Below are 13,039 nucleotides of genomic sequence, written 5' to 3'. Positions count from 1 at the left end.
CCGACCTCGGCCTCACGCAGGATGCCGATGATCTGTTCGTCGGTGAATCGCTTCTTCATGGAGCTCTCCTTCCTGTCGAGGGTAGAGAACTCACCAGCCAACTGGCTACACGATCCGTCTCAGGTCACCCTCCTTGAAGGCGCATTTGCTTTGCCTGTCGTATCGCACTGCGCAGGTGCTCTACGGAAAGCTTGTTCGGATCGATAGCCACTTGCGGGTCGGCCGCGAGGGCGTTGGCTACGACCTTGCGAATGGCCCGACCATCCAATCCGACGCACTCGCCAGCGCACACGTCGAACTGGTGAGCCGAGGAAAGCTTGCCAATCCCCGGAAATGTCTTTGCCAGGCCATTCAGGCAGTCCACCAGGATCTGCTTGCAGGCATCCTTGCCGGGCAGTGGCACCTCCATCACCATGTCGCAACGAGATAGGAAGGCACTGTCGACGGCCTGTGGGAAGTTGCTGGTGGCCACGAACAGCAGATGCGGGTTGCGTTCGGCCAACATGTCCAACTGCACCAACACCGCGTCGGTGGCCCGGTGCACATCAACCGGGTTGGCTTCCAGGCTGAGCTTCGCTCGATCAGCCGCAAGCGTTTCGACCTCGTCCAGAAGGACGATCGTCGGGCCCGCCGCTGCGGATTCTGCGATCGATTGCGAGAACAGGTCTGCCACGGCGCGTTGAGTCTTTCCCATTGCAGAGCTCGTCAGCGTGTGAGGCTCCACTTCCAGCAATCGAAACTTCGCAGAAGAAAAAGATTCGGCCACACGATGCGCCAAGCCCCGTGCCAAGGAGGTCTTCCCAGTCCCCGGCGGGCCGACCAACAAGATCACGCCGTGCAGGGGGAGTACCGTGCGCTCCACCTTGGGGCGCACCGTGAAGTTGACGATCGCTTGTGACAGCAACTGTTTTTTGATGGCTTCGTCCATCACGATCGAATCCCACAAGTCACCCAGCGACTTATCCGGCAGCTTCCAGCTTCGATGGATGCCTTTCGGCAAAGTGGCGTCTGATGAAGGATTCTTGGTCATCCGTGGCTCTCGGCGGGTCAGAGAATGGTGCGATAGGTCGCCAGCACCTTGGTCGTTTGCACAAGGCCTTGGCGCAGCAGGATTTCGAGATAGCGGTCCACATCGATCGGCGGATGCTTGAGTTGGGCACGCTGGCGCTGCGCAGCCGACACTACGGCGGCCGCATCCAGATCCAGCAGGTTGTCCACAAACTCATCGGGGTGCTGCGATTCGATGCCGTACGGAGCCAGCAGATCGTTCGGGAAATCACGTTCGTTGAACGTCACAATCACGCTCGCACCGCAGCGAATCGCCGCAGCCAGGACGTGCCGATCATTCGGATCGGGTAATGTCAGGCCTGCCACGAGCGCTTCGTAGCCCTCCACCAAGCCGTCCGGAATGGCCCTGTCCATGAGATCCGACGTCCTGTCGACCTGAACCCGGGTGAGATCGGGGCGGTTGATCAACAGGTTGCGTTTCCACTCCTCATGAATGGCTTGGCTCCACCGCGCCCGGAAGCGGCCAGACAGGCCGAGCCACATCAGGAAATCCCGCAGTGGCGCGGGATATAGAACGCACGCGTCGTAGACGGCGGTGAATGGGGAATGCCTCATTCGTATCCCATTCCCAACTCTTGCGACTGCTGAGCGAGTTCGGCCATCGCCTGCTCACTGGCGCGCTCGCGCGCTTCCTTGTACTGCATCAGATCGGCGAACCTCACCCTGCGGTGCTTGCCGGTGCGATGAAATGCCAACACCCCATCTTCTAGCAGCTTGACGAAATGGGGACGGGACACGTTGAGCAAGTCCGCCGCCTCTTGGGTCGTCAGCTCTGCATGGACGGGCACCACCTTTACTGCATTGCCATCGGCCAACTCGGCCAGGATGTCGACCAGCAGGCGTAAAGCCGAGGTAGGCAGTTCCACCTGATGAGCCTGTTTGTGGTCATCAAAGATCTGGATGTGCTGCGTCTCGAACTGGGTTGCGAGGTAAGCCGCCAAGGCACGTTGACCCTGGACGGCTGCCTTAACCTCTCCCGCGGCGGGAAGGGTCATCTTGGATTGGGCAGTGGCGGTGGTCATGGGTAGCTCCTAAGCGAAAACGGTTGCAGAGCCGATCATATTCGAAACACTCGAAAAACGCAATAATCGAAACTCAACCCGGGCTTTTGTAGGTTCGCTCGCGGTATGCCCAATCCGGTCGTCCGCCAGTTCCTATTGTTTGCGGCCTAAAACAGCCCTGATCTCCACGATCACCCCATTGCTGATCACACAGGAATGGCGCGATGGTGGCTTCGATCTGGCTGCGCGCCGCGCATCGCGGCGTGCCCACTTTTCTCGTGACGGCCCTCCTGCTGGGTCAGTCCCAGATGGCCTTGGCCGAGTCCCCGGCACAGCGCCAGGAGCTGGTCGCCGCACTGCGCCAGCTCGACGCGCTGGAGCGCACCGTCGCGGACAGCGCCGCGCATGCCCCCATCCAGCCGGGCGAGCGCTACCACTTCGACTACCCGCGGCTGCTGGCTGACCTGGCGCGCGTTCGCGCCGGCATCCAGTTTCACCTGACGCCATCGCGCGCTCAGCCGCGCGACCCCTCCGAACTGGCCGGCGACTACCGCACCGAGCGGGCGGCCGAGCCGCTGCCGGCGACGACTGCGGAGGGCAAGCAATGAACGGCGCCCAGGTCTCGGCATTTCAAGCCAACAGCGGTAGCGCGCCTTCCGCGATGGCGACCGTTCTGGTCGGCGTCGTGTTCGCGGTCCTGCTCGTGTGGGGCGTCTGGGCCATCCGAACGGCCTACGTGGGGTGGTCCGAGAGCCGCCTCAACCAGCGCCAGTTCCTCGGCGTCTGCATCCGCTTCGTCGCGATGTACCTCGTCCTGAGTTTCTTCCTTCTGTCCTGACCTGAAAGGCCCGACCATGCACAACCGCAACCTCACTTCCCGTTTTGCCCAGCGCGCCGCCGTGGCCCTGGGCGCCGCCGCGCTGCCGGCGCTGTCGTTCGCGCAAGGTCTGCCGCAATTGGAGAACCCCACGCGCGGCACCGGCAACGGCATCATGGAGACGATCCGCAACTACGGCTACGACATCATCATGCTCGTGGCCCTGCTGGTGGTGGCGTCGATGTTCATCGGCGTCTGCTACCACGCCTACGGGACCTACGCGGAGATCCACACCGGCCGCAAGACGTGGGGCCAGTTCGGCCTCACGGTCGCCATCGGCGCCGTGCTGCTTGTGATCGGCATCTGGCTGCTCACCGAAGCCACCGGCATCCTGTAAGCGAGGCCGGTATGTCCGAGCAGCAGCACGTCCGTGCGGACGGAACGGTCACCTTCCTTCCGCACCGGCTCAACCGCCATCCCGTTGTGGTGCGCGGCCTCACCGCTGACGAACTCTGGATTTGCTGCGGCCTGTCCGGTGCCGCCGGCCTGCTGGTCGGCGCGCCGCTGTCCTGGGTGTTCCGCACGATCGCGCTGGCGCCGACCTTCGTCGTCCTGGGCGTGGCGCTCGGCGTCTTCATCGGCGGCGGCATCCTGCGCCGCCTCAAGCGTGGGCGTCCCGACACCTGGCTGTATCGGCAACTGCAATGGCGCATCGCCACGCGCCATCCGCTGATGGCCGGCTGGGTGGGTGGCCATGTGCTGATCTCGCGCTCGGGCTTCTGGTCCACCCGCAGGAGCATGCGATGAGCCGCTTCAAAAACGAGATCACCCACCTGCAGGCGCACATCAAGACCTTGCGGCTGGCCGCGGGCGCGCTGGTCGTCGTCGCCCTGGTCATGGGCGGCGGCTGGTGGAGCGCGCCGCGCGACCTGACCATCCACGTCCCGCCCGACCTGCGCTCCGGCAGTACCCGCAAGTGGTGGGAAGTGCCGCCCGAATCGGTCTATGCGTTCACGTTCTACGTGTTCCAGACGCTGAACCGCTGGCCAACCAATGGCGAGGAAGACTACTCGCGCAACCTCCACACGCTCTCGCCGTACCTCACCCCGTCCTGCCAGGCCTTCCTGCGGGCGGACTATGACTACCGCCGCTCCACGGGCGAGCTGCGTCAGCGCGTGCGCGGCATCTACGAGATTCCCGGCCGCGGCTATGGCGACGACCCCACGGCGCGCGTGCGCACCGTGTCCGATCGCGACTGGGTGGTGACGCTGGACATCACGGCGGACGAGTACTACGGCGCCGAGCAGGTCAAGCGCGCCCTGGTGCGCTATCCGATCAAGGTCACGCGGGTGGACGTCGATCCCGCCCGTAACCCGTTCGGCCTGGCGCTGGACTGCTACGACGGCGCGCCCCAGCGCATCAGTGCACCGGAGCCGACGCGCCCGGCGCCGAGTGGCCTGTCTCCGCAAGCGCCTCAAGGAGGAAACACCCCATGAAGCACCCTGTACTCGCGCTGCTGGGGCTACTGGCCGTGGCCGCGGCACCCGTCGCCCATGCAGTGGAAATCCTGCGCTGGGAACGCATGCCACTGGCAGTGCCGCTGAAGGTCGGTCAGGAACGCATCGTGTTCATCGACCGCAACGTGCGCGTGGGCGTGCCCGCGGGCGTGGGCGAACGCCTGCGCGTGCAGAGTGCGGGGGGCGCGGTGTACCTGCGCGCCAGCGAGCCGATCGAGCCCACGCGGTTGCAACTGCAGGACGCCGACACGGGCGCGCTGATCCTGCTGGACATCGCAGCCGAACCACCCAAGGACGGGGAAGCCGAGCTGGAGCCGGTGCGCATCGTCGAGGGTGACAGCGCACCGGGACGCTATGGCGAGCAGGCCGACAGTGCCGAGGCCCCGGCACGCGCCCAGGGCCAAGCAGGTGCGCGGACCGCGCGGCGCGAAACTCCGGTCCCTGTCGTGCTGACGCGCTTCGCCGCGCAGAACCTCTACGCACCGCTGCGCACCGTCGAGCCGCTTCCGGGCGTCATGCGGGTCAACCTGCCCCGCGACCTCGACCTGGACACACTGATGCCAACGCTGCCCGTGCGCGCGGTCGCACTCGCGTCGTGGCGCCTGGAGGACCAGTGGGTCACTGCCGTGCGCCTAACCAACGGCAGCGGCGGCTGGATCACGCTCGACCCGCGCGTGCTGCAAGGCGATTTCCTCACCGCCACCTTCCAGCACGAGGCGCTGGGCCCGCGCGGCACGCCCGAGGACACGACCGTCCTGTACCTGGTCACGCGCGGCCGCGGTCTCGCGCAGTCGCTGCTGCCGGCGATTCACCGCTTCGACCCGGCCGTGCATCTGCCGCAGCCGGACGGCGACGAGAACACCAAGGAGGCCCGCCATGCGCAGTAACGGCCTGCTCAAGTGGCTGATGATCCCTGTTGCCATCCTGGTGCTGTTCGTCGGTATCCGGCTGTTCTCGGGTGGAGGCAGCACGGCGCCACCCGCGGCGGACAACGGCGCCCAGCTCACGCCCGATGAAATGAAGGCGCTGGGCATCGAAGGCGACACCCCGCGCGACACCGTGGCGACGCTCGTTGCCCAAGTGAAGCAGTTGCGCACCGAGCTTCAGACCGCGCTCTCGGACAACAAGTCGCAGCGTGAAGAGAACCAGCGACTGCGCCAGCGCGAGAACTCCATCGACCAGCGCATCAACTCGGCGCTCGAATCCGAGCGGTCCAACCTGCGCCGCGACCAAGAGCAGGCGGCCAGCGCGCGCCAGCAGACCGAAGGGCTGCTCGCCGACCTGCAGCGGCGTCTGGACAGCATCGGCGGGCGCGGCGGCGGCCATGCGGACCTGCCCGTGGGCCTGGGGCTGCAGGGCGGCGACGAGGCAGGCATGGAGGGCGGCGTGCGGTGGGTCGAGCCGGACGACGCAAAGCCCGCCGAGGGGCGCAACGGGGGGCGTGGCGCGAGCGGCGGCATGAGCTTCCCCACGAGCTTCGGCCCGGCGCAGAGCACGCTCGAAACCACTGCGGAAACCGTGGCCAACGCGGGCGCCCGCGCCGCCGGGGTCAAGAGTGCCAAGCCGGTCTACACCGTGCCGACCAACTCCACGCTCATGGGTTCGGTCGCCATGACAGCGCTGATCGGCCGCGTGCCGATCGACGGCACGGTCAACGATCCCTATCCGTTCAAAGTTCTGGTCGGGCCGGACAACCTGACCGCCAATGGCATCGACATTCCCGACGTGGCCGGCGCCGTGTTCAGCGGCACCGCTTCGGGCGACTGGACGCTCTCGTGCGTGCGCGGCCAGGTGCGCAGCATCACGTTCGTCTTCCACGACGGCACGATTCGCACGATCCCCGAAGACCGCGAGGGCAACCAGCAGAACAACCAACAGCGCGATGGCTTGGGCTGGATCAGCGATCCCCACGGCATTCCTTGCGTCAGCGGCGAGCGGCGCAGCAACGCCCAGCAATACCTCGGCTCGCAGGCCCTGATCACCGCGGCCGGCGCCGGTGTGGCCTCACTCATCGAGAGCGACAGCGGCCGCATGTCCTATGTCGGCTCGGACGGCTCCATCGGCACCGTGGGCATCACCGGCCAGGAAGCGGTCGGCCAGATTCTGGCGGGCGGCGTGCGGGACATGTCGGCCTGGGTCAACAAGTTGTACGGCCAGGCGTTCGCCGCCGTCTATGTCCAGCCCGGCGCCAAGGTTGCCGTCCACCTCGAAAAGCCGCTCGCCATCGACTTCGATCCCGAAGGCCGCAAGGTCGATCACCGCGCAGGAGAAAGCCATGCACTCGAACTTGACTAACCTGGCCCGTGGCCTGGCACTGGCCCTCGCCGTCGCGGTGCTTGGCGGCTGCGCCACCAGCAAGGAAAAGCTGCTGACCCACGGTGACCGCACGATGATGGACATCTGGCAGCAGGAGGCCGGCGACGGCGGTGGCGCAGCCGGACGGAACGCCGGCCGCCAGCTGCTCGATGCGCGCCAGAGCCTGCGTCGGCCCCTGACCGACGCCGACGTGCAGGTCGCACCCGTCGAGCAGATGCGCTACACGCGCACCGCGCGCAATGAGGTTCACCGCCAGTTCCAGCGTCTGCCCAATCCCGATCTCGTGATGTACGTGTACCCGCACCTGGCCGGCACCGACCCCGTTCCCGTGCCGGGCTACACGACGGTTTTCCCCTTGTACCAGCGCGTGCAGTACGCGATGCCTGGCGAGAGGACGGAGGACTACTGATGCGGTGGAAACTTCCATGGCCGAAGCTGGCCGGCGCCGGCTCCAGTAGCCCGGCTAGCGATGAGCAGCCGGACAGCTGGCAGCGCCACGTCGAGGCCTTGCGCCAGGCCGGCATCCCCGAACCCGGTTCGGCAGTCCACGGCCGCAAGCCGGCGACCGTGGCCGACGAGCAGGCGCTGTACGACGTTGCGCCGTCCTTCGTGGAACTGCTGCCCTGGGTGGAGTTCTTGCCCGAGTCGAAATCGATGCTCCTGGAGGACGGCCAATCGGTGGCCGCCTTCTACGAGCTGGTGCCGCTGGGCACCGAAGGCCGGGAACCCGGCTGGCTCGCGCATGCCCGCGACGCCCTGGAAAACGCGCTTCAGGACAGCTTCGATGAACTGGACGAGAACCCGTGGGTGCTCCAGCTCTATGCCCAGGACGAACCGAGCTTCGACCAGTACATGCAGACCTTGCGCGATTACGTGCAGCCACGTGCGCGCGGCTCGGCGTTCACCGAGTTCTACTTGCGCTTCTTCGGCCACCACCTGCGCGCTGTGGCCAAGCCCGGCGGCCTGTTCGAGGACACGGTGGTTACGCGGCTGCGCTGGCGCGGGCAGACGCGGCGTGTGCGCATGGTGGTGTACCGCCGCGCGAGCGGACAGGGACAGGCAAACCGCCGCGGCCAGACACCCGAGCAGATGCTGGGCATCGTCTGCGACCGCCTATGCGGCGGCCTGGCGAACGCCGGCATCCAGGCCCGGCGCATGGTTGCAGCGGACGTTCACGACTGGCTGCTGCGATGGTTCAACCCGCGCCCCACGCTGCTCGGCCCTGGGGTGGAGGACCGGGAGCGCTTCTACGCGTTGGCGCGCTATCCGGACAGTACCGAGGAAAGCGAGGCCGGCGAGATCGAGTTGGCGAGCGGGCGGGATTTCAGCCAGCGGCTGTTCTTTGGGCAGCCGCGCTCGGACGTGGCGCAAGGGGCCTGGTACTTCGACGGCATGCCGCACCGCGTGCTGATCACCGACCGGCTGCGCATGCCGCCCGGCACCGGGCACCTGACCGGCGAGACCCGCAAGGGAGACGCGATCAACACGCTATTCGATCAGATGCCCGAGGACACCTTGATGTGTCTCACCATGGTGGCCACGCCGCAGGACGTCCTCGAATCGGACCTCAACCATCTGGCGAAGAAAGCTGTGGGCGAGACGCTGGCGTCGGAGCAGACGCTCAAGGACGTGCATGAAGCCCGCTCCCTGATCGGCAGCGCGCACAAGCTCTACCGGGGCACTCTGGCGTTCTACCTACGCGGGCGCGACGAGGCGGAACTGGATCGGCGCGGCCTGGACCTCGCGAACGTGATGCTCAACGCCGGCCTGCAGCCGGTGCGCGAGGACGACGAGGTGGCGCCGCTCAACAGCTACCTGCGCTGGCTGCCGTGCTGCTACAACCCCGGCAAGGACCGGCGCCGGTGGTACACGCAACTGATGTTCGCCCAGCACGCGGCGAACCTGTCGCCGGTGTGGGGCCGCGCCCAGGGCACGGGGCACCCCGGCATCACGATGTTCAATCGCGGAGGCGGCCCGATTACGTTTGACCCCTTGAACAGGTTGGATCGGCAGATGAATGCCCATCTGTTCCTGTTCGGTCCCACGGGCTCGGGCAAGAGCGCCACGCTCAACAACCTGCTGAACCAGGTCACCGCGATCTATCGGCCGCGCCTCTTCATCGTGGAAGCCGGCAACAGCTTCGGCTTGTTCAGCGACTTCGCCAGGCGCCTGGGGCTGACCGTGAACCGGGTCAAGCTGGCACCCGGCTCGGGCATCAGCCTGGCGCCGTTCGCCGACGCACGCCGGCTGATCGAAACGCCCAGCGACGTGCAGACGCTCGATGCCGATGCACTGGACGAAGACCTGCCACCGGATGCCTCGGCCATGGAGGCGGACGAGCAGCGCGACGTGCTGGGCGAGCTGGAGATCACGGCACGGCTGATGATCACGGGCGGCGAAGACAAGGAAGAAGCGCGGATGACGCGGGCCGACCGCTCGCTGATCCGCCAGTGCATCCTCGACGCGGCCGAACATTGCGTGGCAGAGAAGCGCACTGTGCTCACGCGCGATGTGCGCAATGCGCTGCGCACCCGCGGCCAGGACCCGACGTTGCCCGAGATGCGGCGCGTGCGGCTGCTGGAGATGGCGGACGCGATGGACATGTTCTGCCAAGGCACGGACGGCGAGATGTTCGACCGCGACGGCACGCCGTGGCCCGAGGCCGACATCACGCTGGTCGATCTGGCGACCTACGCCCGCGAGGGCTACAACGCGCAGCTCTCGATCGCGTACATCAGCCTCATCAGCACGGTGAACAACATCGCGGAGCGTGACCAGTATCTCGGCCGCCCGATCATCAACGTGACCGACGAAGGCCACGTGATCACCAAGAACCCGCTGCTCGCGCCGTATACCGTGAAAATTACAAAAATGTGGCGCAAGCTGGGGGCCTGGTACTGGCTAGCTACACAAAATATTGACGACCTACCGCGCGCCGCGGAGCCGATGCTCAACATGATCGAGTGGTGGATCTGCCTGTCGATGCCCCCCGATGAAGTGGAGAAGATCGCGCGGTTCCGCGAACTGAGCCAAGCGCAGAAAGCGCTGATGCTCTCGGCACGCAAGGAAGCGGGCAAGTTCACCGAGGGCGTCATCCTCTCCAAGAGCATGGAGGTGCTCTTCCGCGCCGTGCCGCCGAGCCTGTATCTCGCGCTCGCGCAGACCGAACCCGAAGAGAAGGCCGAGCGCTACCAGCTCATGCAGCAGCACGGCGTCAGCGAGTTGGATGCCGCCTTCAAGGTGGCCGAGAAGATCGACCGGGCACGCGGCATCGAGTCGCCGGCCCTGGACCTGCCCTGAATCTGCCGTACACCGGAGAACGCCATGGAACAGAAACGCCCATCCATTCCGATGCAGGTCCAGGCGTTCCGTCGTCGGCGCTGGCAGTTCCGCTGGCCCTGGGCATTGGCCGCGGTGCTGGTTGCGCTGCTGCTGATCTGGCTCGTGTCACGTTCGCCAGGCGGGTCCACACCTCAGACTTCGGCGCCAGTCAGCGACACGCAGGTGGCTGGGCCTCCGTGGCAGATGGGCAATCCGGAAGGGCGTTTCACGCTGACGCTCTACGCGGACCTCGAATGCCCGTTCTGCCGGTCCTATTTTCCAGTGCTCAAGCGTTGGGTGGCCGGCAATGCGGACGTGACCTTGCAATGGCACCACCTGCCGTTGGCCGCGCATGAGCCAGCCGCGTCCGCCGAAGCGCGCCTGGCGGAATGCGCGGGCGAAGCCGGCAGCCATGCCGCCTTTTGGCAGGCCGTCGAATGGGTCTATGCCCACACGCGGAGCGACGGCCAGGGCTTGCCTGAAGGGCTGCGCTACCCCGACCTCACTCCAGCGATCGAGCAGTGTCTGGCGAGCGAGCGGCCCGATGCACCGATCCGCGCCCAGACGGCGGAAGCCACGAACAGCGGCGTGATCGCCACGCCATCGCTGCGGCTGCACGATCGCGAAACCGGCAAGGCGATCCTGCTGCAGGGCCCGATCGAGGGCGATGCCTTGCTGTCGGCCATGGACATGCTCGCGGCCGGCGATCCCGCCGCCATACCCACATCGGAAATGCCTGCCGACGTCGTCGGCGACATGCCCAGGTAGCCCCGGTCTTCAAGGCTACGGCGCAGTCCGCTGCGCTGACCGCAACCCGTTCGCCTCGCATCCTGGCCGCGAACGATCACCGCCACCGCGGTGATGGATGCACCTTGTTCGTTCCCCAGGAGGGCTTGCCCTCCCCGGGCGCGCGCCCTCCGATCTCACCATTTGGAGGTTCGCCATGTCTTTCGTCGTCAATGACTCCTGCCTGGAGTCGCTTTCCGCCATCGCTGCCCAGCACGAGGACTGGATCATCCAGCAAGCCATTGCGCTGCTGGAGAAGCGGGTTTTCAAAGCGGGTCCGAAACTCCTCGACCCCACGGCCGTGCGCGACTACCTGCGCGTGAAGCTGGTGGCCGAGCCCAACGAAATATTCGTCGCTGTGTTCCTGGACAGCATGCACCAGGTACTGGCCTACGAGCCGCTGTTCAGGGGCACGATCAACGCGACTTCGGTCTATCCGCGTGTCGTTGTGCAGCGTGTTCTGCAGTTGAATGCGGCCGCGGTGGTCTTCGCGCACCAGCACCCCTCGGGCATTTCCGAGCCGTCGAGCGCGGATCGCATGCTGACCCAGCAACTGCAGGCCGCGCTGGCGCTCATCGATGTGCGGGTACTGGACCACATCATCGTCGGCCAGGGTGCCCCGTTCTCCTTTGCGGAGTCCGGCCTGCTGTAAGGGTTGTACTGCTTCGTTGATCAGCGCGGAGGCTTCGGCCTCCGCATTTTTCTGCGCGGCGACACAAGCAGGTATGCGGGGTGGCCGCGATGCGCATTGTTTGTTGGGGCCGCATGGGGTTCGGCGTTTGACTATGGCCCTGATCAACTTCCGGGGTGCAAGACATGCCAGGAGCTTTTACCCGGTTCGCACCAGGCTGGCGAACCCTTGGCCTGGCCATCGTGCTGCCGGCGTCGTTCGCGGCATTCAGCCCGGCCGCGTTCGCCGCCGACGTGGTGGTCGTCACCGACAGCCGCCACCCGGTCAAGACCATGGGCGGCGAGCGGCTGATCGAGCTGGACCGGGCATCCGGGCTCGAAGCAGAGCTTTCCGCAGATCTGCCAGCCGACCCCGAGCGCGCAGCAGCCATCGTCCGGCAACGCCTGAACCAAGGCGGCACCGACCTTCAGCGCCGCATTGGCACCGCCTACCAGGGCATCACCGACGCATGGAGTTTGGGTGTCACGACCATCCCGGCCGTCGTGGTGGACCAACGCTATGTGGTCTATGGCGAGCCTGACGTGGCCCGGGCCGTGTCCTGCATCGAGCAGCACCGGAGGAGGCAACCGTGACCTATCGCCCATTCGACCTGCTGCGCCGCCTGCGCGTCGCCGTGGCCTCGCTGCTGCTGGTCAGCGCCACGGGCAGCTACGCCCTGAACACCGTCACCATCGTGTCCTCCGTCATGTCGCCGGACTGCCTGGAGTACCGGGTGGTGGGCATCTGCTACTGGCTGTATTGCACCTATGGCGGCTGCTCGGTGCGCACGTCCACCAAGGTCCGGCACTACGTCCCCGATGCGGTCGTCTCCAGCTACAGCAACACCGGAGAGAACCCCTGGGTCGAAGTGCGAGCGATGAGCATGCCGAACGCCTCGGCCCAGGCAGGCGGCGACGGCACCACCAACGAAGACCACGAAAACAACCTCGCCAAATTCAAGAACGCCGATGTCATCGGCCATCCCGGCGGCGAGGTGTTCAACCAGTTCGCCTCGTCCTCGGGCTATTTTTGCCAAGGCGCGGGAACGGCCTTCATGCCGTATCTGCTCAGCACCTTGGACACGCTGGCCTGGCGCTACAACGTGCCCGAGATGGCCTACCCGGAGGCGCTGATCCCGGGCCGGCGCGAGGTCGGTGCGCGCACCACGATGAACCTCTGGGGCAATGTCTATCCGCGCGGCGGCTTCCTGCACCAGACCGACGACCACAAATCCGGGGCGGTCGTGGCTCAGCGCGCCGGTGACGTCGTCACGCGGCGCGGGCAGTTGCACGTGTACCAGCCGCTGCTCGCCAACGCGCGTGATGGCTACTGGCCGGCCGGCGCGCTGATGGAAGGTGATGCCTCGACCGGCAAGTGGCAGGAACTGACGCCGCGCCTGTCGAACACCTGCGTGGTGTTCCCCCACAGCGGCACGCTGACCCAAGCCCAGCAAGGCGACTACGCGTGGGCGCTGTGGCGTCCGTATGCGTGCTGCGAACGCCGGGGCCAGGTGTTCCTCGGCAGCGTCGATTTCCTCTGAGGT

At 66.3% G+C, this 13,039-nt stretch carries 16 protein-coding genes; 13 read left to right on the top strand and 3 right to left on the bottom strand.

The window, feature by feature from the left end; all coding sequences use genetic code 11:
- Positions 1 to 124 precede the first annotated feature (124 nt).
- Genes cap6 through F7Q96_RS10865 form a run of 3 tightly spaced genes read right to left on the bottom strand, consistent with a single transcriptional unit; the run spans position 125 to position 2,090 of the window.
- Positions 125 to 1,030 (bottom strand): CBASS system CD-NTase-associated protein Cap6, encoded by a 906-nt coding sequence (cap6, locus tag F7Q96_RS10875; RefSeq protein WP_151022618.1) that lies wholly within the window; start codon positions 1,028 to 1,030, stop codon positions 125 to 127.
- A 17-nt stretch (positions 1,031 to 1,047) separates the two neighbouring features.
- A complete protein-coding gene (locus F7Q96_RS10870; protein WP_003153636.1) occupies positions 1,048 to 1,623 on the bottom strand; it encodes a PIN domain-containing protein in 576 nt (191 codons plus the stop codon).
- Complete coding sequence (locus F7Q96_RS10865; protein ID WP_003050245.1) at positions 1,620 to 2,090, bottom strand: helix-turn-helix domain-containing protein; 471 nt, start codon at positions 2,088 to 2,090, stop codon at positions 1,620 to 1,622. Before F7Q96_RS10865 ends, F7Q96_RS10870 begins: the two co-directional genes overlap by 4 nt.
- 203 nt (positions 2,091 to 2,293) lie before the next feature.
- Between F7Q96_RS10865 and F7Q96_RS10860 the strand changes: the two genes are divergently transcribed.
- The 13 genes from F7Q96_RS10860 (at position 2,294) to F7Q96_RS10800 (ending at position 13,036) form a co-directional block, all read left to right on the top strand.
- Positions 2,294 to 2,677 (top strand): integrative conjugative element protein, RAQPRD family, encoded by a 384-nt coding sequence (locus F7Q96_RS10860; protein WP_151022616.1) that lies wholly within the window; start codon positions 2,294 to 2,296, stop codon positions 2,675 to 2,677.
- Complete coding sequence (locus tag F7Q96_RS10855) at positions 2,674 to 2,907, top strand: TIGR03758 family integrating conjugative element protein (RefSeq protein ID WP_088352273.1); 234 nt, start codon at positions 2,674 to 2,676, stop codon at positions 2,905 to 2,907. Before F7Q96_RS10860 ends, F7Q96_RS10855 begins: the two co-directional genes overlap by 4 nt.
- Before the next feature lie 16 nt (positions 2,908 to 2,923).
- Positions 2,924 to 3,283 (top strand): TIGR03745 family integrating conjugative element membrane protein, encoded by a 360-nt coding sequence (locus F7Q96_RS10850; RefSeq protein ID WP_003090173.1) that lies wholly within the window; start codon positions 2,924 to 2,926, stop codon positions 3,281 to 3,283.
- Positions 3,284 to 3,294: 11 nt separating this feature from the next.
- A complete protein-coding gene (locus F7Q96_RS10845; protein ID WP_003050133.1) occupies positions 3,295 to 3,693 on the top strand; it encodes a TIGR03750 family conjugal transfer protein in 399 nt (132 codons plus the stop codon).
- On the top strand, positions 3,690 to 4,382 hold the full coding sequence (locus F7Q96_RS10840) for a PFL_4703 family integrating conjugative element protein (protein ID WP_003116810.1): 693 nt from the start codon (positions 3,690 to 3,692) through the stop codon (positions 4,380 to 4,382). Before F7Q96_RS10845 ends, F7Q96_RS10840 begins: the two co-directional genes overlap by 4 nt.
- Positions 4,379 to 5,290: a TIGR03749 family integrating conjugative element protein gene (locus tag F7Q96_RS10835; RefSeq protein WP_003116809.1), complete on the top strand. Its 912-nt coding sequence runs from the start codon at positions 4,379 to 4,381 to the stop codon at positions 5,288 to 5,290. The genes F7Q96_RS10840 and F7Q96_RS10835 overlap by 4 nt, the downstream gene beginning before the upstream one ends.
- Positions 5,280 to 6,698, top strand: a complete 1,419-nt coding sequence (locus F7Q96_RS10830) for a TIGR03752 family integrating conjugative element protein (protein WP_003116808.1) — start codon at positions 5,280 to 5,282, stop codon at positions 6,696 to 6,698. Before F7Q96_RS10835 ends, F7Q96_RS10830 begins: the two co-directional genes overlap by 11 nt.
- Positions 6,679 to 7,128: a TIGR03751 family conjugal transfer lipoprotein gene (locus tag F7Q96_RS10825; RefSeq protein WP_151022611.1), complete on the top strand. Its 450-nt coding sequence runs from the start codon at positions 6,679 to 6,681 to the stop codon at positions 7,126 to 7,128. Before F7Q96_RS10830 ends, F7Q96_RS10825 begins: the two co-directional genes overlap by 20 nt.
- The gene (locus F7Q96_RS10820) at positions 7,128 to 10,019 is read left to right on the top strand and encodes a conjugative transfer ATPase (protein WP_151022609.1); all 2,892 of its coding nucleotides are present in this window, start codon (positions 7,128 to 7,130) and stop codon (positions 10,017 to 10,019) included. Before F7Q96_RS10825 ends, F7Q96_RS10820 begins: the two co-directional genes overlap by 1 nt.
- 24 nt (positions 10,020 to 10,043) lie before the next feature.
- Positions 10,044 to 10,808 carry a DsbA family protein gene (locus tag F7Q96_RS10815; RefSeq protein WP_003149757.1) on the top strand — a complete coding sequence of 255 codons (765 nt, stop codon included), beginning with the start codon at positions 10,044 to 10,046 and terminating at the stop codon, positions 10,806 to 10,808.
- Between the two features lie 175 nt (positions 10,809 to 10,983).
- On the top strand, positions 10,984 to 11,478 hold the full coding sequence (gene radC, locus F7Q96_RS10810) for a RadC family protein (RefSeq protein ID WP_003149760.1): 495 nt from the start codon (positions 10,984 to 10,986) through the stop codon (positions 11,476 to 11,478).
- A gap of 164 nt (positions 11,479 to 11,642) precedes the next feature.
- Positions 11,643 to 12,089, top strand: a complete 447-nt coding sequence (locus F7Q96_RS10805) for a TIGR03757 family integrating conjugative element protein (RefSeq protein WP_004350615.1) — start codon at positions 11,643 to 11,645, stop codon at positions 12,087 to 12,089.
- Positions 12,086 to 13,036, top strand: coding sequence for a TIGR03756 family integrating conjugative element protein (locus F7Q96_RS10800; RefSeq protein WP_004350617.1), 951 nt, complete (start codon positions 12,086 to 12,088; stop codon positions 13,034 to 13,036). The genes F7Q96_RS10805 and F7Q96_RS10800 overlap by 4 nt, the downstream gene beginning before the upstream one ends.
- Positions 13,037 to 13,039 lie beyond the last annotated feature (3 nt).

The sequence above is a fragment of the Cupriavidus gilardii genome (genome assembly GCF_008801915.1).
Lineage (GTDB): Bacteria > Pseudomonadota > Gammaproteobacteria > Burkholderiales > Burkholderiaceae > Cupriavidus > Cupriavidus gilardii.
This window is presented reverse-complemented; position numbering and strand designations above follow the sequence as displayed.

Coding starts and splice junctions, on each gene's coding strand:
- cap6 (WP_151022618.1), bottom strand. CDS start 1,030: ATGACCAAGAATCCTTCATCAGACGCCACTTTGCCGAAAGGCATCCAT.
- F7Q96_RS10870 (WP_003153636.1), bottom strand. CDS start 1,623: ATGAGGCATTCCCCATTCACCGCCGTCTACGACGCGTGCGTTCTATAT.
- F7Q96_RS10865 (WP_003050245.1), bottom strand. CDS start 2,090: ATGACCACCGCCACTGCCCAATCCAAGATGACCCTTCCCGCCGCGGGA.
- F7Q96_RS10860 (WP_151022616.1), top strand. CDS start 2,294: ATGGTGGCTTCGATCTGGCTGCGCGCCGCGCATCGCGGCGTGCCCACT.
- F7Q96_RS10855 (WP_088352273.1), top strand. CDS start 2,674: ATGAACGGCGCCCAGGTCTCGGCATTTCAAGCCAACAGCGGTAGCGCG.
- F7Q96_RS10850 (WP_003090173.1), top strand. CDS start 2,924: ATGCACAACCGCAACCTCACTTCCCGTTTTGCCCAGCGCGCCGCCGTG.
- F7Q96_RS10845 (WP_003050133.1), top strand. CDS start 3,295: ATGTCCGAGCAGCAGCACGTCCGTGCGGACGGAACGGTCACCTTCCTT.
- F7Q96_RS10840 (WP_003116810.1), top strand. CDS start 3,690: ATGAGCCGCTTCAAAAACGAGATCACCCACCTGCAGGCGCACATCAAG.
- F7Q96_RS10835 (WP_003116809.1), top strand. CDS start 4,379: ATGAAGCACCCTGTACTCGCGCTGCTGGGGCTACTGGCCGTGGCCGCG.
- F7Q96_RS10830 (WP_003116808.1), top strand. CDS start 5,280: ATGCGCAGTAACGGCCTGCTCAAGTGGCTGATGATCCCTGTTGCCATC.
- F7Q96_RS10825 (WP_151022611.1), top strand. CDS start 6,679: ATGCACTCGAACTTGACTAACCTGGCCCGTGGCCTGGCACTGGCCCTC.
- F7Q96_RS10820 (WP_151022609.1), top strand. CDS start 7,128: ATGCGGTGGAAACTTCCATGGCCGAAGCTGGCCGGCGCCGGCTCCAGT.
- F7Q96_RS10815 (WP_003149757.1), top strand. CDS start 10,044: ATGGAACAGAAACGCCCATCCATTCCGATGCAGGTCCAGGCGTTCCGT.
- radC (WP_003149760.1), top strand. CDS start 10,984: ATGTCTTTCGTCGTCAATGACTCCTGCCTGGAGTCGCTTTCCGCCATC.
- F7Q96_RS10805 (WP_004350615.1), top strand. CDS start 11,643: ATGCCAGGAGCTTTTACCCGGTTCGCACCAGGCTGGCGAACCCTTGGC.